A 22,810-nucleotide genomic window follows, 5' to 3' on the forward strand; every position below is an offset into this window, starting at 1 on the left:
GAGCCGAAGACCCCGCGCTCAGCCGCCGGCCATCACCAGCGCCCAGAAGCGCTTGTAGCGGGTGCCCGGCGCGTCGACGCGGGCGATGCCGACCCGGCGGATCTGCGGCAGCAGCATGTTGCGGTCGTGCTCGGGCGAGGCCTTCCAGCGGGCCAGCACCTGGTCGAAGGTCTCGGACCCGGCGCTGAGGTTCTCGGCCGACCACGACCGGCCGAGGCCGGCCGAGGCCATCCGCGACGCGAAGCTGCCGCCGATCTCGTGGCTGAGCACGCCGGCCTGCGCGTTCGTCCCGGCCTGATAGGCCGCGGCGATGACGAGGCCGGGATCGACGACCACCGGACCGAGGCCGTGCCGCGCCCGGTAGCGGGAGATCGCGGCGGCCGCGGCAGCCTCGTCGAGGATCACCGGGCTCACGAGTCCGACCGGTCCCTCGACGATCGTCGGCGTGCCGCAGGCGGACAGGGCGAGCGCGACGAGGCCGGCGGCGGCGAGGGCGCGGACGCGGCGGGCGACGGGATGGGGCATCGGATCCGGGTTCTGCGGCGAGGAAGGCGGTGCCTGCCTTGTCCCGCGCGATGCGGCGAAACCGGGGCGTTCGGCCTTGATGGGGCCGGCATATCGTCCGGCTGTGCCGCCGGCGCCACGCGCCCTCAGATCCGGGTGCCGGGATCGCGCACGGGGGCGCCGCACCGCCATGCCGCGATGCGATAGCCCGGGTGCTCGTCGATCCAGCGCGCGAGTTGCGGCTGTGCAACGTGCTGACAGGCACGGGGCGTGGCGACGTCCAGCGGAAGGCGCCGGGTTTCACAGGTGTCCGGCGCGGCGGCCATGCAGGCCGTGAAGTAGAGGAACAAGACCCCGTTCATCGCACAACTCCGCGGCGGCCCCCGAGTGACCGAAGCATGCTACCAGCACGCGCGCGACTGTCGATGGGCTCGGCAACCGCAGCCTCCGGCAGGAATGCCAAGTTGTGCCGGAAACGGACCTCGCAGACCCGGTCGAGGAGCAGGCCTCGGAGACCTTGCGGATACCAGCCGGAGCCCGGGATTGCGGGCCGCCACGCCCGCTCGGCTCCGCCGCCGGCCGTGCGCTCCCCTGGCCCGCCGGGCGAGCCTCGCACCGACCGAAACCGCCGACGGGGAGCCCGATCCGCCGGTCACACGAACGTGCCGCTCCGCGCGACGGGCTCGAAGGTCCGCATCAGCGCGACGTCGAGATGCCCCCGCATCCGCACCATGGTCGCCAGCGCCTCCGACGACGCGATCGCGTCCCGGTACGAGCGCCGCTCGGTCAGCGCGGAGAACACGTCGCAGATCGCGACGACGCGGACGAGGTCGGCGATGGCGCTGCCGGAGAGGCCGGCGGGATATCCGGTGCCGTCGATCCGTTCGTGGTGGTGGCGTACGACGTCGATGATCGCCGGTTCGAAACCGCCCTGTGCGACGAGGAGATCGGCTCCGATGTCCGGGTGACGGCGCATGAGGCGCTGTTCCTCGGGGGTGAGGCCTGCGGGCTTGTTGAGGATCTCCGAGGGGATGCGCGACTTGCCGATGTCGTGCAGGAGCGCGGCCTTCGCCAAGCGGTGATGGTCGGCGCGGCCGAGCCCGATCTGGGACCCGAAGGCGGCGGCATATCCGGCAACGCCCAGGGTGTGCTGGTAGACGCCGGTATCGTACCGCCAGACCGTGGCGAGCCAGTCGCCGACGCCGGCCTCGGACACGGCCTCCAGGACGATCTCCGTTCCGCGATCGGCGTCCGCCTGCTGCAGCCCGGCTCCCAGCGCCGCGGAATCGAACATCTCGGCGACGATGCCGGTGGCGGACGCGCTCCGGGCAGCGAGGCGGCGCGCGCGCAGGCCGTCCTCCTCGATCATCCCGAAGATGCCGGCCAGGATGGTCTCCTGCGGCGCGTTCGCCGGCAGGCTTCGGAGGGTCGGGGATGCCGGCGCGGACGGAGGCCCGTCGCGCCGCAGGACGAGGCTCGGCAACCGACCGCCCCGGACGACGACGGCGTCCGCATAGGCCCGGTCGACGCCCGACGGGTCGAGATCGATGACGATCAGTCGCGGGCGCCCGCCCACGGGGGACAGGCCGGGTCCGACGGTCCGGCACGCGATCACCCGCTCGATCGCCCGCGCGAGCGGCCGCCGCGCGTCGGGACGGTCGGTGATCAGGAGAACGAAAGGCTCCTGCTCGGCCCGGCTCGGGGCGCCCTGTGCCACCGCCGGCACTCCTCATTCCGCGCCATCAACGATTTGTTGATGCTACACCGAAATTCGTGAGTGAATGGTTCCCGGCTACTTACGCACGCGCAAAACCGCTCCGCGTCCGCTCTCCAGCACGGGTGGGCCCGTCAGCGGGCGCGCGTTCCGGCCGCTTCCAGCGCGGTCGAGCGACGCGAGGCTCTAGGCGGCCTGGGCCCGGCGGGTGGCGGCGCCGACGGCGCTGCGGGTCTCGGCACCGTTCGTGAGCGAATCGGCGAGCGTGACGACGAGCAGGACCTGAAGGCTCACGAGGGGTGCGAGGAGGGCGACGAAGGTGGTCAGCATGGCGAAATCCACTGCGCGTGTTGCAGTGCATTAAATGCTGTGATGCGATGCAAGGTGGTATACCAAATGCCACATGCCAAGCATGCCGAGGGCGCATGCACGGAGCGTCCGCCGACGGATCGCCTGCTGCCGTCGCATGGGGGCGGACCGTTGCGCCGGCCTCGCCCGCCTCAGTTGAGGTAGGCGCCGTAGGTATCGACGTGTCGGGCAAGCCCGATGCCGTGGTCGCGCACGAGGCGTTCCGCCGCTTCCCCGTCGCGGGCTTCGAGCGACTTGATGATCGCCACGTGCTCGCGGATCGAAGCCTCGGCGCGGGTTCCCTGGCGCAGGGCGGTGTTCCGGATGCCGCGCACGTGCATCAGCAGGTTGCTCGACAACTCGGAGATGACCGCGCATTGGCCGAGCGAGATGATCGTCTGATGGAAGCGGATGTTGGCGTCGGAGTACTCGTCGATGTGCTCGGCCGGACGGCCCTCGTAGAACTCCGGGAACGCTTCGCGGAGCGATCGAAGTTCGGCATCGGTCGCGCGCTCGCAGGCGAGGCGGGATGCCATGCTCTCCAGCGCCGCCCAGGCGTGGATCATCCCGACGATCTCCTTCTTGGTCTTCTTGATGACGAAGACGCCGCGCCGCGCCTCGGAGCGGACGAAGCCCTCCTGCTCGAGAACCGTCAGGGCCTCGCGCACCGGCGTGCGGCTGACGCCGAGATCCTGCGAGAGCTTGCGCTCGTCGAGGCGCACCTCGTCCGGACGTCCGTAGATGTCCATGTTGGTGATGAAGGACTTCAGGGCCTCGTAGGCCAGGGTGCGCAGGCTCGAACTGGCGACGATCGGCTTGATGCGCAGCGAGTCATTGTTCGTCATGGACGTTCCAGACGTCGCCCTTGGGCACGACGCGGCCGGACAGGATCGTCCTGCGTCCACGGAGACCTAACCGAAACCCTTGCAGACGCCTAGGGTTCGCGACGGCTTGATCCTGTTGATGGCGAAGGGGCCGGCGCCGAAGCCTGACGCGGTTCGCCTGCGTGCGGCGACGGTGCTCCACTTCCTCGCGGTGTCTCAGGGTCGTCTCGCGCACGGCGTGCAGGTTGCTCGAAGAGGCAGGGATCGCCGAGCCGCGGCCGGATCGCAACCGACGGCGTCCTTCGCGCTCAAGCGGCTCCGCACGGGCGTCGCGAGACTTGCGGCGGACGAGACTTGCGGCGGACGAGACTTGCAGCGCACATGCTCCCGGGGGATAGCGGACGGCATTTACAGGGCGCACGAGAGTCCCGCGATGACGGTCCTAGACGAACGCCAAGTCCGCCAATCGATCGTCGAGGCCGCACGCAGCCTCGACGCCCTCGGTCTGAACCGGGGCACCTCCGGCAACGTTTCGGTGCGCTGGCGGGACGGTCTCCTCGTGACGCCCTCGGGCCTGCCCAGCGCGCGCATGAGCGCCGAGGACATCGTCCTCCTGGGCATGGATGGCGGCTTCGACCATCCGTTGAAACCCTCCTCCGAATGGCGCTTCCACCGGGACATCCTGGCGCAGCGCGGGGAGGTCGGCGCGGTGGTGCACGCCCACCCCGACTACTGCACCGCGTTTGCCATCTGCGGGCGCGACATTCCGGCCGTGCACTACATGATCGCCGCCGCGGGTGGTCCGACCGTCCGATGCGCGCCCTACGCTCCCTATGGCACGCCGGAACTCTCGGCCCTGGCGCTCGCGGCGCTGGAGGACCGTGCCTGCTGCCTCCTCGCCAACCACGGCATGATCGCCACGGGGGCGAGCCTGGAGAAGGCCCTGTGGCTCGCGGTCGAATTAGAGACCCTGTGTCGGCACTACGCCGTGGCCCTCCAGGTCGGAGCGCCGGTGGTGTTGCCCGACGACGAGATCGTTCGGACGGTCGAGCGCTTCAAAGGGTACGGGTTGAGCGCGGCGTAGGGCGATGGGGGCCGCCGGCCGACGCGCGGACGATCAGGCGCCGAGGATGGTTCCCGCCCCGAGGCTGCCGCCCCCGGCGAACGCGGCCGCCGACATCTTCTTCCCGCCCTCGATCTTGACCTTGAAGATCTCGATCTGCCCCCCTTGCGCGGTCACGCGGATCGACTGCTCGCCGACCGCGATCACCTCGCCGACCTTGCCCTTCACCCCGCCGAGGGTGCGCACCGGGTGCAGGCGGCAGTCGAAGAGCTGGAGCTTGGCGCCGCCGAGCGTCGTCCAGGCGCCGGGGGCGGGATCGGCCGCGCGGATCAGGTCGTAGATCTGGCCGGCATGGGCCGACCAGTTGATTGCCGCCTCGCGGGCGCGGAACCAGCCCTCGTAGCTCGCCGCAGCCTCGTCCTGATCGATCTCGACGTGCCGTCCGGCGACCACGAGGTCGGCCGCCTCCAGCATGGCCGCCACGCCCATCGGGAAGAGCCGGTTGAAGTACACCTCGCCTAGGGTGTCATCGGGGCCGATGTCGCAGGTCTTCTGCAGGATGACGGGACCCTCGTCCAACCCGTCGGTCGGACGGAAGATGGTCAGCCCCGTTCGCGTGTCGCCCCGGGCGATCGGCCAGTTGATCGAGGACGGCCCACGGTACCGCGGCAGCAGGGAGGGATGGTACTGGATGGTGCCGTGCGTGGGGATGTTGACGAAGGCCTGCGGGGCGAACTGCAGCACGTAGGCCATCACGCCGATGTCGGCGCTCAGCGCCCGCATCGCCGCCTCGGCCTCGGGGCTCTTCAGGTTCGGGAACTGGAACACCGGGAGCCGGTGCTCGATCGCGGCGGTCTTGAGGACGTCGGGCTTGGCGCCCTCCTTCTCCGGCGCGCAGAACACGCCCGCGACCGCGTCGCCCCGCGCCAGGAACGCGTCGAGCACCGCCTTGCCGAAATCCTGCTGTCCGATGAAGGCGATGCGCATGGGAGGCTCTTGGGGCTGATTTCAACGCGCGCCTCCCAAGCCGTGGAGAGCGGTTCGGCGGCGGTGAGCGCGGCACGACAACGGCTCACGACCGTGCCCGATCCGCTCGGATCGGGCACGGTCATAAAGAGCCCGCCCGGCATGCCGGTCAAGCCGACAGGATCGCCTCTTCCTCTCGGAGGTGGCCTACGTCCCGCAATCCGCAGCGCCGCGGGGCGAGGGCCTACTCGGCCGCGATCTTCCGGACCTGGCCGATCGCGCCGGACTCCGCGATCTCCGCAACCTCCGCCTCGGAGTACTTCAGGACGTCGCGCAGGATCTCGTCGGTATGCTCGCCCAGCAGCGGAGAGCGGGTGACCTCGCAGGGACTCGCCGAGAGCTTGATCGGGTTCCCGACGGTCAGGTACGTGCCGCGGGTCGGATGATCCACCTCGACGATCGTGCCGGTCTTGCGCAGCGCCTCGTCGGCGGCGATCTCCTTCATCGACAGGATCGGGCCGCACGGGATGTCGTAGGCGTTGAGGATGTCCATCGCCTCGAACTTGTCGTGCTTCATCGTCCAGGCTTCGATGCGGGTGAAGATCTCGTTGAGGTGCGGCAGCCGCGCCTTGGGGGTGGCGTAGCCGGGATCGGTCTTCCAGTCGGGCTCGCCGATGATGTCGCAGATCGGATCCCACACCACGGCCTGCGTGATGAAGTAGAGGTAGGCGTCGGGATCCTGCTCCCAGCCCTTGCACTTCAGGATGCGCCCGGGCTGGCCGCCGCCGGAATCGTTGCCGGCCCGCGGCGTGGCGTCGCCGAAGGGAATGCCCTCGCCGAACTGGCTGTATTCCCGCAGCGGGCCGCGTTCGAGGCGCTGCTGGTCGCGCAGCTTCACCCGGCACAGGTTGAGCACGCTGTCCTGCATCGCGCAGTCGACCCTCTGCCCCAGGCCGGTCGCGGTGCGGTGGTAGAGGGCCGTGACGATGCCGAGCGCCAGGTGCAGGCCGGTGCCGGAATCCCCGATCTGGGCGCCGGTGACCATCGGGATGCCGTCGCGGAACCCGGTCGTCGACGCCGACCCGCCGGCGCACTGGGCGACGTTCTCGTAGACCTTGCAATCCTCGTAGCGGCCGGGCCCGAAGCCCTTCACCGAGGCGAGGATCAGGCGCGGGTTGGCCTCGTGGATCTTCTCCCAGGTCAGGCCCATGCGGGCGAGAGCGCCGGGGGCGAAGTTCTCGACGAGGACATCGCACTCCTTCACCAGCCGCCAGAGCACGTCCTTGCCCTTGGGCGTCTTGGAGTCGAGGGTGATCGAGCGCTTGTTGTGGTTCAGCATAGTGAAGTACAGGCTGTCCACGTCCGGGATGTCCTGAAGCTGGCCGCGGGTCGCGTCGCCCGCTCCCGGCCGCTCGACCTTGATCACGTCGGCGCCGAACCACGCGAGCAGCTGCGTGCAGGTCGGGCCGGACTGGACGTGGGTGAAGTCCAGGATTTTGATGCCTTCGAGGGCCTTGCTCATCGGTCTGTCTCGGATCTGGAATTGTCGTTGGAAAGAACTTGGTCTTCGCCCGGTCCCTCATGAGGCGCGTCCGGCCGAGGTGCGTTCGAGTCTCAGGTCCGCACGACTGTCAAGAAGCGACACCCTGCCTGCCGCGCCCCGACCGTCAAGCCCCGCACGCCCGCCCGGCACCGATCCGGCTTCTCAGCCGGCCTGCGAGGATCACGCTTGGCCTGTGGGAAGCATCCTGCCCGCCACCACAGCGAGGGCGCAGGCGCATGAGGACGGACGGCGCAAGGATCGTGACAGCGCAAGGATCGTGACAGCGCAAGGATCGCGGCGGCGCGGTTGCGCGCGCCGGTCGGGCCGGAGTGGGCGCACCGGCCGCATGCGACCGCCATGCAGGTCGGCGATCATCGCCGTGCGCAGCACGCCGAGGTCGAGCCGACACCATTCCACCGACGAACCGTCCCGACGTTCCATCCCGAGCACCTTCTTGTAACCGACTCATCGGCCTTTGCGCGGCAGGTTGGCGCAAAGTGGTTTGGTATGCAATATGCCACTCGACCTTGAGGCTTCGGTTGTCGATGTTCATGGCGAATTGGCAACGTTTCGAACGAACACACCCTGGAGTGGGGCGATGCATTTGCAAAGCTCGCGGACGAGCGCGGCAAAGACTTGCACGCTTCTCGCACCTGCGAAAACGTATTTTGCGGTGCCAAAACCAGTTCGCGTCCGGTCCTGGGACCTCACCGTCGAGCGATCCGGCCGAGCGCGCCGTCCCGCCGGGGCCACGTGGCGGGACCGTGATCGATGGTTGGGCCGGTCCTCGTCCTGCGGGCGGCGCGCTTTCCGGTGCGCGCGGTTCCGCGTGTCGGTAAACACGCTCGGCGGCGGCAGGGTGTTCGACAAGCGCAAGGTGCTTGGTGACAGCAAGGTGCTTGGTGACAGCAAGGTGCTTGGTGACAGCAAGGTGCTTGGCAACGGCAAGGTCCGGGTTCATCCTGGCGGAAATAATGCTCGCATACGAGCCAAGACTCGCGGAGGTACGCCCATGCTGTCCAGTTCCCGCCTCATCAAGTCCTCGTGGATCGCCGTCGAGGTGACGCAGGATCGTGCGCAGCGCGTGCTGGTGGTCGAGACCTACATCGCCGTCAGCCCTCTGGAAGAGAACTACGAGGCCGGCCAGTACGAGAGGGTGGTCGAATGCGTCCGTCACGTGCTCGCCGCCCATCCCGAGATCGATCGCGCCTCGATCCTGAGCATGCATCGCGGCGCCGGCTGCGCCAGCCTGTTCCGCGCGCCGGCCGAGGCGGCCTGACGCGATCGGCGGCGCGATGACGCCCGTGGCCCTCCACGCCGGCTACGCCCTGCCGGACGACGGGGCCGTGGAGCGCGGCCCCTGGAACCCCGGCATCGAATCGACGCTGCCGCGCCGGTTCCTGCCGCTCTCCACGATCTACCGGCCGGAGAACGTCTCGACGCCGTTCGCCGAGGCCGGCGAGCTCTCCGCCTTCTCCGGCCTCGCCATGCGGGAGATCGCAGCCTTCCGCCCCGAGCGCCTCGTCGTCCACGAGCTGCTGATCCGCGTGATGGCCGACCTCTCCGTTCCGGTCGGCGAGACCTACGGCGATCTCGGCGTCAACTTCCGCGCGATCGCCGCCCACATCCTGGCGCACTACCTCGCGCCGCACCAGGATGCGATCGACCGGGCGTTCGCGGACGCGCGATCGGAGGCCGCTGCACGGATCGGCGCGGCCCTGGACATCGTCTTCGCGAGAGCCGGGCCGTCGCCGGAGGTCGCGCCGCCTCGGGGTTGGCGCACGATGCTGGGCCTCGCGCCCCGTCCCCCCGCCCGGCCCGCCGCCGAGACCCGCACGCTGGAGGAGCGGGCGCTCGAACACCTCGCCGGCTGGTGCGCCCGCGCCGCGGCGGGGGGGGAGCCGCTGGAGGTCTCGGCGAGCGCGGCCCTGATGAAGGTCGTGTCGGGGATCATCCGGCACCGCGGCAAGCTCATCGGCGACCGGGCGCTGCTGGCGCGGCTCGCCACTGATCTCGTCACCAACGACGAGGGCAGCCGGCGGATCGGACGCCTGATCGAGCCGTGGTTCGCCGACGCGGTGGCGCGCGAGGGCTACGTGCGCGTCGGCGGGCAGGCCGAGCCGATCGTGATGAACGTCAAGGGCGCCTCGGCCTCGGGCAAGAGCACGATGCGCCCGCTGCAGCGGATGCTCGCCGGCCGCCTCGGCGTCTCCTGGTCGGACTTCGCGGTGATCACCCCCGACATCTGGCGGAAATTCCTGCTGGACTACGATTCGATCGGCCCGGCGATCGGCTACGCCGGCACGCTCACCGGCCACGAGGTCGAGATCGTCGACCGCAAGCTCGACCGCTACATGGCCCGCAAGGCGCAGGAGGGCCGCATGTCCCACCTGCTGATCGACCGGTTCCGGTTCGACAGCTTCAACGCCGATTCCGGCACGCAGGACGGTAGCCAGCTCCTCACCCGCTTCGGCCACCGCGTCTTCATGCTGTTCATGATCACGCCGCCGGACGCCACCGTCGAGCGCGCCTGGAAGCGCGGGCAGATGTTCGGCCGGTACAAGGCGGTCGACGACCTCCTGGCGCACAACGTCGAGGCCTTCACCGGCATGCCGGAGCTGTTCTTCACCTGGGCCGCCAAGGCGGACAAGCAGGTGCAGTACGAGTTCCTCGACAACAGCGTCCCGCTGGGGGAGCGCCCTCGCACCGTGGCCTTCGGCCGGAACGGCGACCTGACGGTGCTGGACCCGTCCTGCCTCATCGACATCGATCGCTACACCAAGATCAACATCGACGCCGCCGGCCCGGAGGCGGTGTACCCCGACGCCGCCGCCCTGGCGCCGGAGCGGAACACGGCGTTCCTGCGCCAGTGCGCCCGCCGGATGCGCACGATCCGCTTCGCGGACCCCGACACCGGCCGGGTCTACGCCCGCCTCGACGCGGGCCGGCTGACCTGCCGCGACCGCGCCGCCCTCGACCGGATGGCGCACGATCCCGACACCCGCGCGGCGCTCGTGGCGATGGGCGCGGATCGTCCAGACGCGATCCCGCAGGCGGACGATCCGGACGAGATCCTGTGGCAGGAGCGGGCGGAGACCCTGGGCGCGTGGTCCAAGCGGGAACGGCCCGCGCCCGCCGCCTGAGACCCGACCGATCGCCGCGCTACTGCAGCGTCGGCGGCATCGGATCGACGGCGAGCGACGGCACCCCGCGCCGCGCCAGCGACGCGCGCAGCGGCTCCGTCAGGCAGGCGCCGCCGGTGAAGGTGCCGAGCACGGGACCCTCGTCGGACCGGGCCCCGCGCGGCCTGCCGCCGAGGAGCTGGAGCACCCGGCGGGCGATGGCCGGAGCCGGATCGATCCAGGTCACGGGCCACGGGGCGAGGCGCTCGAAGCGCGCGAGCAGGAGCGGGTAGTGGGTGCAGGCGAGGCAGACCACGTCGGTGCGCCGCCCGTCCGCGGCGGTGACGAAGCACGGCGCGATCTCGGCACCGATTGCCGCATCGTCCACCGGCAGCCCGGCGAACTCCGCCTCGGCGTACCCGGCCAGATTGCCTGAGCCGACCGAGGTCACCGCGCAAGGTCCGGCGTAGGTCGCGATCAGGTCGCGGGTGTAGGAGCGGGCGACGGTGCCGGGCGTGGCCAGCAGCGTGACGAGGCGCGAACGGCTGGTCTCGGCGGCCGGCTTGATCGGCGGCACCACCCCGACGAAGGGCGTGGCGAAGCGCTGGCGCAGGGCCGGCAGCACCAGGGTCGAGGCCGTGTTGCAGGCGATCACCACGAGGTCCGGCCGGTGCGCTGCGATCAGGCGCCCGATCACGTCGAGCACGCGCTGGATCAGGGTCGCCTCCGGGAGCCGGCCGTAGGGGAAGGCGGCGTCGTCCGCGGCGTAGACGTAGCGGGCATCGGGCCGCGCGCGGCGCACCTGCTCCAGGACGGTCAGGCCGCCGAGCCCCGAATCGAACACGAGGATGGTCGGCTCGGGCGCCGCCCGCAACGCCGCCGCCGACAAGGTCGCCCCGGCCATGAGATCGATCCGCATCAGAACGCGTATCCCGCCACCACAGCCTCGCATTCTCGGAGGGACGGGTTAAGGCCACCTCACTGAGGCTGCAAAAAGGCCCGCCGCGCGATCCGGGCGCGTCACCGTCCCCGATCTCCGCGAGCGGACTGTGCGCAACCTTCGTTTCAGGGCGGTTTCACCGAACCCAATTGCCGCGCCGGTGTTGCCGCCCCGGGCGCGACGCATATCTCATGCGGCCGTCGGCGACGTGTGCGGCCGAGGATGTGGGGACACGGCATGGCAGCGACAGCGGCACTTCGCGAATCCGACGCGCGTGCGCCGGCCTTTCCGCCGCCGCCGGTCGGCGCCCGGCCGGTGGACCGGCAGGCGTGGATCGCGGCGTTCTCGCACGTCCGCGCGGAGACCGAGCGCCGCGCCGCGCCGCTCTCGGCCGAGGATCAGCAGGTCCAGTCGATGGCCGATGCCAGCCCGACCAAGTGGCACCGGGCCCACACGACGTGGTTCTTCGAGCAGTTCCTGCTCCGCGCGCACCTGCCCGGCTACACGATCCACGACGAGCGGCTGCACTACCTGTTCAACTCGTACTACGTCGCGGCCGGCCCGCGGCAGCCGCGCATCATGCGCGGGCTCATCACGCGGCCGACCGCCGACGAGGTCGCGGGCTATCGGGCCCACGTCGACTGGGCGGTGGAGACCCTGCTGGCGCAGGCCGCGCCCGGCGCCCTCGAGGCGGTGCTGCCGATCCTGGAGATCGGGCTCTACCATGAGCAGCAGCACCAGGAGCTGCTGATCACCGACATCCTGCACGCCTTCGCGCAGAACCCGCTCCGTCCCGTCTACGATGCCGCGTGGCGCTTGCCCGAGGCCGAGGGCCGGACGGGCGCGGTCGACCTCGCGCAGGGCATCGCGAAGATCGGTCACACGGGCGAGGGATTCTCGTTCGACAACGAGCATCCGCGCCACGACAGCCTGATCCTGCCGGTCGCGATCGACCGGGCCCTGGTGACGAACGCCGACTGGCTGCGCTTCATGGCCGACGGCGGCTACGGCCGCACCGACCTGTGGCTCTCGGACGGCTGGCTCGCGGCGCAGGCCGAGGGCTGGGAGGCCCCGGGCTACTGGAGCCGGGACGACGCCGGCTGGACCTGCATGACGCTGGCCGGCCGCCGCCCGATCGATCCGGACCAGCCCGTCACCCACGTCAGCTACTACGAGGCCGACGCCTACGCCCGCTGGGCCGGCCGCGACCTGCCCTCGGAGTTCGAGTGGGAGGTGGCGGCGCGCGACAACGGCCTCGACGACGCCTTCGGCCTCGTCTGGCAGTGGACCCGGAGCGCCTACACCGCCTATCCCGGCTACCGCCCGCTGCCCGGGGCGCTCGGCGAGTACAACGGCAAGTTCATGTCGAACCAGTTCGTGCTGCGCGGCTCGTCCGTCGCGACGCCGGAGGGGCACGCGCGATTGCCCTACCGCAACTTCTTCTACCCGCATCAGCGCTGGCAGTTCACGGGGCTTCGCCTCGCGCAGCACCGCGCCTGACCGACCCCCGCCCCCGGAGTTCCTCGCGTGACCATCAAGCCCGTCTTCGCGGACGCCGCGCCGCTGTCCCGATTGCCTGACAACCAAGTCCTACCTGACAACCAAGTCCTGCCCGACGCGAGGGCGTTCCTCGCCGATCTCGTCTCCGGCTTCGCGGGGCCGCAGAAGTCGCTGCCGGCCAAGTACTTCTACGATGCCGCCGGGTCCGACCTGTTCGAGGCGATCACCCGCCAGCCGGAATACTACCCGACGCGGACCGAACTCGGCATCCTCGACGCGCGGGGCGCGGAGATCGCCGCCCTCCTGCCGCGCGGCGCGGCGCTGGTGGAGTTCGGCAGCGGCTCGACCGTGAAGGTCCGGCGCCTGCTCGCGCACCTGCCCGACTTGGCCGCCTACGTTCCGGTCGACGTGTCGGAAACCTTCCTGCGCAGTGAGGCCGAGGCCCTCCAGGCCGACTTCCCGCACCTGCGCATCGCGCCGATCGCGGCGGACTTCACGCGGGCCTTCGCCCTGCCGGCCGATCTCGGCGAGGGCGCACATGCCGGGTTCTTTCCCGGCTCGACCATCGGCAACTTCGAGCCGCCGGAGGCCGCGCGCCTGCTGGAATCGTTCGGCAAGGTCCTGAGTGCCGGTGCGATGCTCATCGTTGGCGTCGACCTCGTGAAGGACCGCGGCGTGCTGGAGGCGGCCTACGACGATCGCGCCGGCGTCACCGCCGCCTTCAACCGCAACCTCCTCGCCCGCATCAACCGCGAGTTGTCGGGAACCTTCGAACTCGGCGCGTTCGCGCACCGGGCGGTGTTCAATGCGCGCGCCTCGCGCATCGAGATGCACCTCGTCAGCCGGGCCGACCAGACCGTGACGGTCGCCAGCCGCGCCTTCGCCTTCGCCGAGGGCGAGACGATCCACACCGAGAACAGCTACAAGTATACGATCGACGGGTTCCGGGCGCTGGCCGCGCGGGCCGGCTGGACCCCGGTGGCGGTCTGGACCGATCCGGACGCGCTGTTCTCGGTCCATGCCCTCCGGCGCGCGTGAACGCCCAGAGCATTTTCTATGATCTTCGGATCACGAAAAATGCTCTGACTCCGTGCATGGTCGCATTGTCTTCACGCGAGCCGGCATCCACCTCGCTGGAAAATGCTCTAGCCGAGCAGGCGCAGCACGGCGCGGGCCGCGCGCTCGCCGTCGAGGGTCGCGCCGCCGACGGTCATGGCACCGCCCCCGGCCAGCGCTTCCCCGGCCAGGAAAACGTGCTCGCCGACCGCCTGCTGAAGCGCAGTGCGCGCGTCGGCGTGGCCGGGCTTGGCGACGGAGTAGCTGCCGCGGGCAAACGGGTCGGTCCACCATCCGGCGAGTCGCCCACCGGTAACGGCGCCGCGGGCGCCGCTCCCGAGGATCGCCACCAGCCGGTCGGTCGCCTCGGCGACGGCCGCCGCCTCGCCGGCCGCGCAGAGCGCCCGCGAGCCGTCGCCGCCGAGGTTGGCCACCGCCAGCGGCCGGTCGAACGGCGACATCTCGAAGTAGATCGTTAGGTCGGCGTCACCCTTGCGCGCCACCGAGACCGCATCGCCGACCGCCTTCAGGTCGATCCGGGCCGGATCGAGGCGCAGGCCGATCTTGCTGTAGGCGCCCATGCCGAGACCGCTCAGCGCGGCCTGCGTCGCGGCGGGCAGCGACGGCGTGAAGCGGATCGATCCCGCCGCGAGCACGCCGACGGAGACCGTGAGGATGACGGCCGCCGCGTCCAGCGTGCCGCGGTTCGTCGCGACCCGGGCGCCGTCGCCCGACCAGTCGATGGCGGCGGCCACGGTGTCGAGGGCGACCGGCATGGCGGCGAACGTCCGTCGGATCAGGGCGCCGTAGCCGTCGACCCAGAGGTCCGTGCCGGACCAGAGGCGATCGTAGTCGACGCTGGAGACGCGCTCGGGCTCCTCGCCGAGCGACAGGCGGCACAGGCCGGCGGCGGCGTCCACCATGTCCGGGCCGGCAGCCGACGCACCCTCCGCGATCGACCGGTCGCGGTCTGCCGGCGGCTTTACGGCCGCATCGAGGCCGGAGAACGCCGCCCGACGGCGCGCGCGCTCGTCGTCGGTGGCGGCATGGCCGTCGACGAACAGGGTTCGCGCCCATCCCTCCTGGCCGGCGATCCGGATGCCGTCCCGGTTGGCGATCGCCGCCCACGGGTTGCGCTCGGCCCAGTGGATGTACTGGGCGCCCGCATCGAAGGAGCCATCGGCGCCTAGGCTCGCATCGGTGTGGGCGCGGCCGCCGATGCGTCCACGGGCCTCGATCAGGGTGAAGGCGCGGCCCGCACGCCGGAGAACGCCCGCGGCGGCAAGGCCCGCCGCCCCAGCGCCGATGACGACGACGGGCCCGTCGCGTCGGCTCGCCCGCACGCCGGGTGAGGCAAGCAGGGCCGATCCGATCAGGACAGAACGGCGCGTCGGGCGCATGGCGTGTCCAATGGTGCTGAAGCGGTCCCGGCTCGCGCGTGCGCGCCGCCCTTGCTCAGGGGTCCCGTGGCGTCGCAGTTTCCTCACGAGCCGGCGCACGCTGGGCGCAAACCACGTACGGAGTCTGGTGGTCGGCGGACTGAGCCTAGTGCGGCGGCTGCGAGGCGGTCAGGCCCCGCGCTTCTCCATCATCGCCTTGACCTGCATGAGTTGGTCCCAGACCTGTCCCGGGGACGTGCCCATGATCTCGAACCCCGTCGCGATGCCCCAGTAGAGCCCGAAGCAGATCAGCGGGACCAGCACCCAGGCGAGGATCTCCTCGCCCCGTCGGCGGCGGGTGCGGCGGCGGCGACGCTCCTCGCGCCGCGTCATCGCCTTCGGTGGAGCCACGACTGGATTGGCGACAGGGGTGAGGGGACCCTCATGCAAGTCGTTCATCGCAAGTCGTTCATCGTCACGTCCCCTCGCGGCACCGCCGCGTCCGCCTACCCGCGCTTCCGCCTCCCAAAGCCTCAATCATGGTCAAGCGCAAGGCCCAGGCGCGATGAGCGTTCCGAGGCCCTGAGCCGCTCGGCACCGAGGACGGCTCAGGCTCGGACGAGCGGCACCTTGGGCACGGTTCGAACGCCGCCGGACCCGCCTCCGCCACCCTTGTCGTCCTTAGGCAGCTTCTTGCGCGCCGCGGTCCTGGGCTTGGCGCGCTTGTGCTTCTTGACCGCGTTGGTCACGTCCTTCTCCGGCTTCGGCGTCACGGGCCCGGCCGGGAACTCGAAGGCAAGGGCCTCCTTGCCGCCGGCCTTCGCCTCCGCATCCTCGGGCTTGCGTACCACGACCCGGACGGCACCACCGCTCTTGAGGCGCCCGAACAGCACCTCGTCGGCGAGCGGGGTCTTGATGGTCGACTGGATCAGCCGCGCCATGGGACGCGCGCCCATCGCATCGTCGTAGCCGTGCTCCACCAGCCACTCGCGCGCCTCGTCGGACAGCTCGATGGTGACGTTGCGATCGGCGAGCTGCGCTTCGAGCTGGAGGACGAACTTGTCGACCACCTTGGCAACCACATCCTTCGGCAAATGGCCGAAGGAGATGATCGAATCCAGCCGGTTGCGGAATTCCGGCGCGAACAGCTTGTTGATCGCCTCCACGTCGTCGCCGCTGCGCTTCATCTGCGTGAAGCCGTAGGCCGAGCGCGCCATGTCGGAGGCACCCGCGTTCGTGGTCATGATGATGATCACGTTGCGGAAATCGACCTGCTTGCCGTTGTGGTCGGTGAGCTTGCCGTGGTCCATCACCTGCAGCAGGATGTTGAACAGGTCCGGGTGCGCCTTCTCGATCTCGTCGAGCAGCAACACACAGTGCGGGTGCTGGTCGATGCCGTCGGTCAGCAGCCCGCCCTGGTCGAAGCCGACGTAGCCGGGCGGCGCGCCGATCAGGCGGCTCACCGTGTGGCGCTCCATGTACTCCGACATGTCGAAGCGCAGCATCTCGACGCCCAGCGACGAGGCGAGCTGCTTGGCGGCTTCCGTCTTGCCGACGCCGGTCGGCCCCGCGAACAGGTACGAGCCGATCGGCTTGTCGGGGTCGCGAAGTCCGGCGCGCGCCAGCTTGATCGCCGAGGTCAGGGCCTCGATCGCGTTCGGCTGGCCGTAGACGACGCGCTTGAGGTTCTCGGTCAGGTGCTGGAGCACCACCGCGTCGTCCTTCGACACCGTCTTCGGGGGGATGCGGGCCATCGTGGCGATCGTGGCCTCGATCTCCTTGATGCCGATGACGCGCTTACGCCGCGCCTCCGGCACCAGCATCTGCGAGGCGCCGGTCTCGTCGATCACGTCGATCGCCTTGTCGGGCAGCTTGCGGTCGTTGATGTATCTCGCGGATAGCTCCACAGCAGCTTTGACGGCCTCGGCCGTGTACTTGAGCTTGTGGAATTCCTCGAAGTACGGGCGCAGCCCCTTCACGATCTCGATCGCGTCGGGAATCGACGGCTCGTTGACGTCGATCTTCTGGAAGCGGCGCACCAGCGCCCGGTCCTTCTCGAAGTACTGGCGGTACTCCTTGTAGGTGGTCGAGCCGATGCAGCGGAGCGTCCCGGCGGCGAGCGCGGGCTTGAGGAGGTTCGACGCATCCATGGCCCCGCCGGAGGTGGCGCCGGCGCCGATCACGGTATGGATCTCGTCGATGAACAGCACCGCGTTCGGGTGCGCCTCGATCTCCTTCATCACCTGCTTGAGGCGCTCCTCAAAGTCGCCGCGGTAGCGCGTGCCGGCAAGCAGCGTTCCCATGTCCAGCGAGAACACGGTGGCGTCGGCCAGAACCTCCGGCACCTCGTGCTGGATGATCTTGCGCGCGAGCCCTTCCGCGATCGCGGTCTTGCCGACGCCGGGATCGCCCACCAGCAGCGGGTTGTTCTTCTGGCGACGACAGAGCACTTGGATCGTGCGCTGCACCTCGGTCTCGCGGCCGATCAGCGGGTCGATCTTGCCGTCGCGGGCCTTCTTGTTGAGGTTGACGCAGTAGGCGTCGAGCGCGTCGCCCTTCTTCTTGGTGCGGCTCTCGCCGTCGTCGCTCGGCCGCTCGGAGGACCCTTCCTCCTCGGCGCCGCGCACGGGCTTCGTTTCCGAGGCGCCGGGGCGCTTGGCGATGCCGTGGCTGATGTAGTTGACCGCGTCGTAGCGGGTCATGTCCTGCTCCTGCAGGAAGTAGGCGGCGTGGCTCTCGCGCTCGGCGAAGATCGCCACCAGGACGTTCGCCCCCGTCACCTCCTCGCGTCCCGAGGACTGGACGTGGATCACCGCGCGCTGGATCACGCGCTGGAAGCCGGCGGTGGGCTTGGCGTCCTGCCGCCCGTCGCCGGTGAGGTTCGACAGCTCGGTGTCGACGTACTCGACGAGGCTGCGCTTCAGCGTGTCGATCTCGACGTTGCAGGCCCGCATTACGGCCGCGGCATCCTGATCGTCGACCAGGGCGAGGAGCAAGTGCTCCAGCGTCGCGTACTCGTGGCGGCGTTCCCCGGCGAGCGCCAGGGCGCGGTGCAGGGCTTGTTCCAGACTGCGGGAGAAGCTGGGCAATGCTCGGGCCTTTTGCTGCGTGAGCCTACTTTTTTTCCATGACGCATTGCAGAGGATGTTGGTGTTTGCGGGCAAAGTCCATGACCTGCGTCACCTTGGTCTCGGCGACCTCGTAAGTGAACACCCCGCACTCGCCGACACCGTTCTGGTGGACGTGCATCATGATCTGGTAGGCGTCTTCCTGGGTTTTGTTGAAGAACCGCTCGACGACGAGCACGACGAACTCCATCGGCGTGTAGTCGTCGTTCAGGAGAAGGACCCGGTAGAGGCTCGGCCTCTTGGTCTTCGGCTTGGTGCGGGTGATGATCGCCGTGTTGGAGCGGTCGTCTCCCCCCGGCGCCCGCGGGTTCGAGGCCGTGGTCGCGCGCCGAGCCGCGCTGGATTCGAACGTCCGTTCGGCGGCGAAGGGATGGGCGGTGCCCCGCATCGGGACGTCTGGCATCGTGATCGAACCGATTCCTCAGGCGGCGGGGCCCTCTGCAAGATGCGGGGGCGCCCCATTGCGTCGCGTTCAATCTAGAGGGCGGCGCGCAATTTCGCCAGCCATCTGCGCGCAACTGTCCGAGGGCAACGGCACCCGATGCAGGACGGCCTGCGAACCCCCGGTGATCGCAGCCAAAACCCGGATCGATCTGGGATTCATCGCGTCCGGGGCGGATTATGGCCAAGCGCGGTTGCCGCGCAAACCCGCGGTGCAAAAGCGCGGCAAGCCATTAACTGCGCCGTAACTGCGCAGACCTACCGTGTTCGATAGACGTGATCGGGCGACGCCGCAGGGCTCATCCCGACGGAACACGGTGCGATGCAAACCGGTCCAGGCCGGTCTGTCGAGGGCGATGAGTCGTCATGCGTAGCCTTCCCAACCGTTCCCGGGCGGTGCCCATCTCGGCAGCCCTCGCCGCGGCCGCCGTCCTGACGGCGCTCGCCTCGCCGGCCGAGGCGCGCCGCCGCGGCCACCACGTCCGGCCCGGCGGCGGCTACAGCCCGCCCTACGCCGCGATGGTCGTCGACGTGAAGACCGGCAAGACGCTCCACGCCGTCAACGAGGATGCGCTGCGCCACCCGGCCTCGATCACCAAGGTGATGACCCTCTACATGCTGTTCGAGCAGATGGAGAAGGGCCGCTTCGCGCTCGATTCCGAACTCACCATCTCCGCCCGCGCCGCGGCGCAGGCGCCGTCGAAGCTCGGGCTCCGCCCCGGCTCGACCATCGAGGTCGAGGACGCGATCAAGGCCATCGTCACCAAGTCGGCCAACGACGTGGCCTGCGCCATCGGCGAGAACATCTCGGGGAGCGAGGAGCGCTTCGCCGAGGCGATGACGGCCAAGGCCCACGCCCTCGGCATGAGCCGGACGCACTACGCCAACGCCTCGGGCCTGCCGGACGCCGACCAGATCACCACGGCGCGCGACCTCACCATCCTGGCCCGCGCGATCCAGGACCGGTTTCCCCGCTACTACCGCTACTTCCAGACCCGCGCCTTCGCCTTCCGCGGCCGCACCATCGGCAACCACAACCACCTGCTCGGCCGCGTCGAGGGCGTCGACGGCATCAAGACCGGCTACACCCGCGATTCTGGCTTCAACCTGATGACGGCGGCCAAGTCCGACGACCGCCAGATCGTGGCGATCGTGCTCGGGGGCAAGTCGGGCGCGAGCCGCGACCGGATCATGGCCGACCTCGTTCGGGCGAGCCTGCCGCGCGCCTATGCCGGCGCCCGTCAAGCGCCCGCGACCGTCGAGGTCGCCGAGCGCGCCCGCCCCGCGGTCGTCGCCGACGCCGTGTCGCGCACCCGGACGCAGGTGGCGTCCGCCGAGGACGACGAGGTCGAGACCACGAGCTCGACCGATGCGGGCGAGCCGCTCGAGATCACGCCCGGCCGCTCCACGGTCACGCCGGGAAGCGCCGGCGCCTGGAAGGCGGGCGCCCAGGCGCTTCCGAAGGCCGCCCGCGCCTACGCCGGTGCCGCAGCCCCGCAGGGTGCCTTCCCCGGGGCGCGCGTCGCCTCCGCCGACGGGCCGACCGCGCACGCCGAGGCTCCGAAGCCGGTCGGCGGTTCGCGGGTCGTTCCGACCCCCTGGGTGATCCAGCTCGGCGCCATGGACGACGAGGCCAAGGCCAAGGCGATGCTCGCCGACGCCCGCGCGCGAACCGGCGGCAGCCTTTCGAAGGCGGCGCCCTACACGGTGAAGGTCGAGCACAGCGGCGCCACCCTGTACCGGGCCCGCTTCTCCGGCTTCCAGGAGCAGGACGCTGCGCAGGATGCCTGCTCCGCGCTCAAGCGCAACGGCTTCAGTTGCTTCGCCACTCGAAGCTGAACGTCTCAACGGCCGCTTGCCCGGCACGGGCGCGATCCTGAAGACCGGCGGATGGGCGATGCCTTCGTCCACGGGGCCACGGTCGGCCTCGACCGTCGGCGGAACTTCGTAAAACCACCTGGCAACGCGCGTGGAGTCTCAGCGATGTCGGTTCGTCAGCCTGTCCCGGGCCGCGTTGACGCGGGCCGCACGCTCGGCGCTGCCCCCCTGGTCGGGATGGGCCTGCTTCATCAGCGCCCGGTGAGCCGTGCGGACGGCCTCTGGGGTCGCCCCGCGCTCAAGCCCCAGGACCTGATAGGCCTCGTCCTGCGTCATCGCCCCTGGCTGCGGCGGGCGGGACGGCCCCGCGTCTCCATCGCGCTCAGCGTCTACACGCCAGCCGGGATGCCCGCGGTCGAGATACGCCTCTAACAGCGCCGCGCCGTCGCGATCCTGCGCCCGGCAGAACCGCAGCATCGTCAAGAGATCGGCCGGCGCGAGGGTGCGGAGCCGCCGGCCGGCATAGGGCCCGGCGCGCACGAGGCCGTCTACGACGCCGCCGTCCCGAACCTCCGGCTCGATCAGGCCGGAGCGGTGACGCCGGGGGCGTGCGCCGGGCATCAGGCGCTTGAGCCGCGCCCCGAGCCGCTCGGGTCCTTCGAGCAGCCAGACGCCGCCGAGGCCGACGACCAGCGCGGGGCCGAGTTGTCCGCGGAGCAGGAGGATCGCTGCGAGCGCCAGCGCCCCCCAGGCGCCGACACGTCGCGCGAGGCGAGCGCTCAGCGCAGGGTTGAGCCGCGGGGCGTTCTTCGAGAACCACCACAGGCCGAGGCAGGCCAGCAGCCCGAGGGCGAGACCCATCCTCAGCGCCGGGTGTCGTAGACGGCGCCGGCCCGGCCGCCGATCCGCAGGCTGGTCCCGTTGCCGAGATCGCGCAAGCCGTCCTCGCGCCGCGCGCCGGCGGTCTCCCGGGAGCCGCAGCCGGGCCGCGGCGGCAGGCGCACGCCCTCGGGGCAGAGGCGCGGGCGCTGCAATGCCTCGCCCGCCCGCGCCGGAGCGGCCAGGGCCAAAATCAGGAACAGAAGCATGGAGCGGTCCTCCGCGAACTCCGCCGCGGTGATACGAGCCCTCGGCCGGACCGCAACCCGCCAATGCTTAACGTGGCGTTCAGTGCCGAAGCTTCAACGTTCGGGCGAGGGAACGGTGAAGGTGTGACGCCGCACCGTTCGGCCTGAGCGAACGCGCTAACGAAATGGTCATTCCTCAGAACGACACTTGCCACAAGACGAGATGAGCAACCGGGGGGTGCTCGCGAAGCTGTTACGCCGTCGGCGAACGCTGCGACGTGAGCGATTTGCGACCCAATCGTGGCTGGTTCCTGTCGAGGGAGTCGAAACGATCGCGAAGCTGCCTCAGAGATGCTTCGATCCCTGAGCAAATACGCTGCACACCTCTCAGGTCGGCCGACGCGCCGGCCGGGGGCGCCCGAGCGGACAGAACCGGTTCTGAAGGACGTGTGAGATGGAAACCGAAGCCCTGGAACGACCCGCCGACCTGACGATCTGGCGCACCCTGCCGGAGAGCTCGCCGCTGGCGCAGCCGAAGCGCTTCGAGACCCTGCGCGAGGCGATCGCCGCCGCTGCCGGTGCGCTGACCGATCCGGCCAAGCAGCCCTGGATCATCACGGAGGAGGGCGAGATCCTCTCCCCGAACTGGATTCGCACCTACCTCAACTGATCGATGCCGGGGCGCGCTGACAGGGAACCGACCGCGACGAGGCGCGCGCACGTGCTTCCCGCTGGTCCTTGACAAATGTGAGTGTCAGCCCGTCCCGACGTCCCTACGCTGCGCGCGGCTGGGCGAGTTCCCCCCTCTCGCCGGGCCGGCGCCGCTGGCCGAACTTTCCCCCGATCGCTTTCGCGCCGGCGGCGCCTCGTCATTCGGCCGCATCGCGCTCGGGCGGACCGCCGGGCGTGCGGCGCTCCGGATTGATCGCCCGCAGGGCGCGCTTGGCCGCCTCCAGCGGATGCTCGGATTCGATGCGGACCGAGGCGAGATCCGGGCTCTTGTAGACGGTGACGATGGTGTCCATCACCTCGGTCAGCGTCGTGCGCTTGTCCTCGGGCGCGGCGATGAGCAGTTGCAGTCCCCAGGCCGCGTAGAGATCGACCAGCGCCTGGCTGTTGCGCACGTCGAGCTTCGAGAACGCCTCGTCGAGGAGGCACAGGCCGAATCCCGCATTCTCGTCGCCCGGCCGGTCGCCCGGGTAATAGGCGCTGGCGAGCGAGGCGGCGATCGCCACGTAGAACGGCGCCTGCGCCTCGCCGCCGGAGCCGCGCAGCGCCCGGCTCGACATGGTGGTGCGGTTGCCTGCCGCGTCCCGCATCCCGATCTCGTAGACGAAGTAGTTGCGGTAGTCGGCCAGCCGCGCCGCGTCGTCGGCGCCCGCGATCAGCGCGGTCAC

At 70.2% G+C, this 22,810-nt stretch carries 22 protein-coding genes; 7 read left to right on the plus strand and 15 right to left on the minus strand.

The genetic code is table 11. The annotated features are described in order from the left end of the window. Positions 1–18: 18 nt before the first annotated feature. From ACFE8Y_RS04215 to ACFE8Y_RS04235, 5 genes are all read right to left on the minus strand, one after another. On the minus strand, positions 19–525 hold the full coding sequence (locus tag ACFE8Y_RS04215) for a CAP domain-containing protein (protein WP_375463139.1): 507 nt from the start codon (positions 523–525) through the stop codon (positions 19–21). Positions 526–650: 125 nt separating this feature from the next. Then, the gene (locus ACFE8Y_RS04220; protein ID WP_375463140.1) at positions 651–866 is read right to left on the minus strand and encodes a hypothetical protein; all 216 of its coding nucleotides are present in this window, start codon (positions 864–866) and stop codon (positions 651–653) included. 290 nt (positions 867–1,156) lie between these two features. Further along, a complete protein-coding gene (locus ACFE8Y_RS04225) occupies positions 1,157–2,221 on the minus strand; it encodes an HD-GYP domain-containing protein (protein WP_375463141.1) in 1,065 nt (354 codons plus the stop codon). 183 nt (positions 2,222–2,404) lie between these two features. Beyond that, positions 2,405–2,548, minus strand: coding sequence for a hypothetical protein (locus tag ACFE8Y_RS04230; protein ID WP_375463142.1), 144 nt, complete (start codon positions 2,546–2,548; stop codon positions 2,405–2,407). Between the two features lie 170 nt (positions 2,549–2,718). Beyond that, on the minus strand, positions 2,719–3,411 hold the full coding sequence (locus ACFE8Y_RS04235; RefSeq protein WP_375463143.1) for a GntR family transcriptional regulator: 693 nt from the start codon (positions 3,409–3,411) through the stop codon (positions 2,719–2,721). Positions 3,412–3,823: 412 nt separating this feature from the next. Between ACFE8Y_RS04235 and ACFE8Y_RS04240 the strand changes: the two genes are divergently transcribed. After that, a complete protein-coding gene (locus ACFE8Y_RS04240) occupies positions 3,824–4,474 on the plus strand; it encodes a class II aldolase/adducin family protein (RefSeq protein WP_375463144.1) in 651 nt (216 codons plus the stop codon). Positions 4,475–4,507: 33 nt separating this feature from the next. Here the strand turns inward: ACFE8Y_RS04240 and ACFE8Y_RS04245 are convergent, their stop codons facing one another. Together ACFE8Y_RS04245 and frc are read right to left on the minus strand one after the other, a co-directional pair. Beyond that, on the minus strand, positions 4,508–5,440 hold the full coding sequence (locus tag ACFE8Y_RS04245; protein WP_375463145.1) for a methionyl-tRNA formyltransferase: 933 nt from the start codon (positions 5,438–5,440) through the stop codon (positions 4,508–4,510). Positions 5,441–5,663: 223 nt separating this feature from the next. Next, a complete protein-coding gene (frc, locus tag ACFE8Y_RS04250) occupies positions 5,664–6,941 on the minus strand; it encodes a formyl-CoA transferase (RefSeq protein ID WP_375463146.1) in 1,278 nt (425 codons plus the stop codon). A gap of 1,033 nt (positions 6,942–7,974) precedes the next feature. Between frc and ACFE8Y_RS04255 the strand changes: the two genes are divergently transcribed. Both ACFE8Y_RS04255 and ACFE8Y_RS04260 read left to right on the plus strand, forming a co-directional pair. Then, complete coding sequence (locus ACFE8Y_RS04255; protein ID WP_375463161.1) at positions 7,975–8,241, plus strand: hypothetical protein; 267 nt, start codon at positions 7,975–7,977, stop codon at positions 8,239–8,241. 16 nt (positions 8,242–8,257) lie between these two features. Beyond that, positions 8,258–10,105, plus strand: a complete 1,848-nt coding sequence (locus ACFE8Y_RS04260) for a hypothetical protein (protein ID WP_375463147.1) — start codon at positions 8,258–8,260, stop codon at positions 10,103–10,105. 19 nt (positions 10,106–10,124) lie between these two features. On the opposite strand, the gene murI is transcribed toward ACFE8Y_RS04260, so the two are convergent. Then, positions 10,125–11,003 (minus strand): glutamate racemase, encoded by an 879-nt coding sequence (murI, locus tag ACFE8Y_RS04265; RefSeq protein ID WP_375463148.1) that lies wholly within the window; start codon positions 11,001–11,003, stop codon positions 10,125–10,127. A gap of 258 nt (positions 11,004–11,261) precedes the next feature. Here murI and egtB point away from each other — a divergent pair, with 258 nt between their 5' ends. Together egtB and egtD are read left to right on the plus strand one after the other, a co-directional pair. After that, positions 11,262–12,524, plus strand: coding sequence for an ergothioneine biosynthesis protein EgtB (gene egtB, locus ACFE8Y_RS04270; RefSeq protein WP_375463149.1), 1,263 nt, complete (start codon positions 11,262–11,264; stop codon positions 12,522–12,524). A 27-nt stretch (positions 12,525–12,551) separates the two neighbouring features. Continuing rightward, entirely contained in the window at positions 12,552–13,562 is a 1,011-nt protein-coding gene (gene egtD / locus ACFE8Y_RS04275; RefSeq protein WP_375463150.1) for an L-histidine N(alpha)-methyltransferase, read from the plus strand. 107 nt (positions 13,563–13,669) lie between these two features. On the opposite strand, the gene ACFE8Y_RS04280 is transcribed toward egtD, so the two are convergent. The 4 genes from ACFE8Y_RS04280 to clpS all read right to left on the minus strand — a co-directional run bounded on the left by ACFE8Y_RS04280 (position 13,670) and on the right by clpS (position 18,475). Continuing rightward, positions 13,670–14,980, minus strand: coding sequence for a flavin monoamine oxidase family protein (locus tag ACFE8Y_RS04280; protein ID WP_375463151.1), 1,311 nt, complete (start codon positions 14,978–14,980; stop codon positions 13,670–13,672). Between the two features lie 168 nt (positions 14,981–15,148). Then, complete coding sequence (locus ACFE8Y_RS04285; protein WP_375463152.1) at positions 15,149–15,418, minus strand: hypothetical protein; 270 nt, start codon at positions 15,416–15,418, stop codon at positions 15,149–15,151. A 149-nt stretch (positions 15,419–15,567) separates the two neighbouring features. Continuing rightward, a complete protein-coding gene (gene clpA, locus ACFE8Y_RS04290) occupies positions 15,568–18,048 on the minus strand; it encodes an ATP-dependent Clp protease ATP-binding subunit ClpA (RefSeq protein WP_375463153.1) in 2,481 nt (826 codons plus the stop codon). Positions 18,049–18,073: 25 nt separating this feature from the next. Further along, on the minus strand, positions 18,074–18,475 hold the full coding sequence (gene clpS / locus ACFE8Y_RS04295; RefSeq protein ID WP_375463162.1) for an ATP-dependent Clp protease adapter ClpS: 402 nt from the start codon (positions 18,473–18,475) through the stop codon (positions 18,074–18,076). A 419-nt stretch (positions 18,476–18,894) separates the two neighbouring features. Here clpS and ACFE8Y_RS04300 point away from each other — a divergent pair, with 419 nt between their 5' ends. Next, complete coding sequence (locus tag ACFE8Y_RS04300) at positions 18,895–20,367, plus strand: serine hydrolase (protein WP_375463154.1); 1,473 nt, start codon at positions 18,895–18,897, stop codon at positions 20,365–20,367. Positions 20,368–20,505: 138 nt separating this feature from the next. On the opposite strand, the gene ACFE8Y_RS04305 is transcribed toward ACFE8Y_RS04300, so the two are convergent. Then, a complete protein-coding gene (locus ACFE8Y_RS04305) occupies positions 20,506–21,207 on the minus strand; it encodes a J domain-containing protein (RefSeq protein ID WP_375463155.1) in 702 nt (233 codons plus the stop codon). Between the two features lie 2 nt (positions 21,208–21,209). Beyond that, complete coding sequence (locus ACFE8Y_RS04310) at positions 21,210–21,434, minus strand: hypothetical protein (protein ID WP_375463156.1); 225 nt, start codon at positions 21,432–21,434, stop codon at positions 21,210–21,212. 433 nt (positions 21,435–21,867) lie between these two features. Here ACFE8Y_RS04310 and ACFE8Y_RS04315 point away from each other — a divergent pair, with 433 nt between their 5' ends. Further along, the gene (locus ACFE8Y_RS04315) at positions 21,868–22,083 is read left to right on the plus strand and encodes a hypothetical protein (protein WP_375463157.1); all 216 of its coding nucleotides are present in this window, start codon (positions 21,868–21,870) and stop codon (positions 22,081–22,083) included. 199 nt (positions 22,084–22,282) lie between these two features. Here ACFE8Y_RS04315 and ACFE8Y_RS04320 read toward each other — a convergent pair. Beyond that, a partial coding sequence (locus tag ACFE8Y_RS04320) for an SbcC/MukB-like Walker B domain-containing protein (protein ID WP_375463158.1) occupies positions 22,283–22,810 on the minus strand: 528 nt, incomplete at its 5' end.

This window comes from uncultured Methylobacterium sp., assembly GCF_964242245.1.
GTDB lineage: Bacteria > Pseudomonadota > Alphaproteobacteria > Rhizobiales > Beijerinckiaceae > Methylobacterium.

Bases quoted from the DNA above. Each gene is read 5' to 3' on its own strand.
- ACFE8Y_RS04215 (WP_375463139.1), bottom strand. From the start codon at position 525: ATGCCCCATCCCGTCGCCCGCCGCGTCCGCGCCCTCGCCGCCGCCGGC.
- ACFE8Y_RS04220 (WP_375463140.1), bottom strand. From the start codon at position 866: ATGAACGGGGTCTTGTTCCTCTACTTCACGGCCTGCATGGCCGCCGCG.
- ACFE8Y_RS04230 (WP_375463142.1), bottom strand. From the start codon at position 2,548: ATGCTGACCACCTTCGTCGCCCTCCTCGCACCCCTCGTGAGCCTTCAG.
- ACFE8Y_RS04235 (WP_375463143.1), bottom strand. From the start codon at position 3,411: ATGACGAACAATGACTCGCTGCGCATCAAGCCGATCGTCGCCAGTTCG.
- ACFE8Y_RS04240 (WP_375463144.1), top strand. From the start codon at position 3,824: ATGACGGTCCTAGACGAACGCCAAGTCCGCCAATCGATCGTCGAGGCC.
- ACFE8Y_RS04245 (WP_375463145.1), bottom strand. From the start codon at position 5,440: ATGCGCATCGCCTTCATCGGACAGCAGGATTTCGGCAAGGCGGTGCTC.
- frc (WP_375463146.1), bottom strand. From the start codon at position 6,941: ATGAGCAAGGCCCTCGAAGGCATCAAAATCCTGGACTTCACCCACGTC.
- ACFE8Y_RS04255 (WP_375463161.1), top strand. From the start codon at position 7,975: ATGCTGTCCAGTTCCCGCCTCATCAAGTCCTCGTGGATCGCCGTCGAG.
- ACFE8Y_RS04260 (WP_375463147.1), top strand. From the start codon at position 8,258: ATGACGCCCGTGGCCCTCCACGCCGGCTACGCCCTGCCGGACGACGGG.
- murI (WP_375463148.1), bottom strand. From the start codon at position 11,003: ATGCGGATCGATCTCATGGCCGGGGCGACCTTGTCGGCGGCGGCGTTG.
- egtB (WP_375463149.1), top strand. From the start codon at position 11,262: ATGGCAGCGACAGCGGCACTTCGCGAATCCGACGCGCGTGCGCCGGCC.
- ACFE8Y_RS04280 (WP_375463151.1), bottom strand. From the start codon at position 14,980: ATGCGCCCGACGCGCCGTTCTGTCCTGATCGGATCGGCCCTGCTTGCC.
- ACFE8Y_RS04285 (WP_375463152.1), bottom strand. From the start codon at position 15,418: ATGAACGACTTGCATGAGGGTCCCCTCACCCCTGTCGCCAATCCAGTC.
- clpS (WP_375463162.1), bottom strand. From the start codon at position 18,475: ATGCGGGGCACCGCCCATCCCTTCGCCGCCGAACGGACGTTCGAATCC.
- ACFE8Y_RS04300 (WP_375463154.1), top strand. From the start codon at position 18,895: ATGCGTAGCCTTCCCAACCGTTCCCGGGCGGTGCCCATCTCGGCAGCC.
- ACFE8Y_RS04305 (WP_375463155.1), bottom strand. From the start codon at position 21,207: ATGGGTCTCGCCCTCGGGCTGCTGGCCTGCCTCGGCCTGTGGTGGTTC.
- ACFE8Y_RS04310 (WP_375463156.1), bottom strand. From the start codon at position 21,434: ATGCTTCTGTTCCTGATTTTGGCCCTGGCCGCTCCGGCGCGGGCGGGC.
- ACFE8Y_RS04315 (WP_375463157.1), top strand. From the start codon at position 21,868: ATGGAAACCGAAGCCCTGGAACGACCCGCCGACCTGACGATCTGGCGC.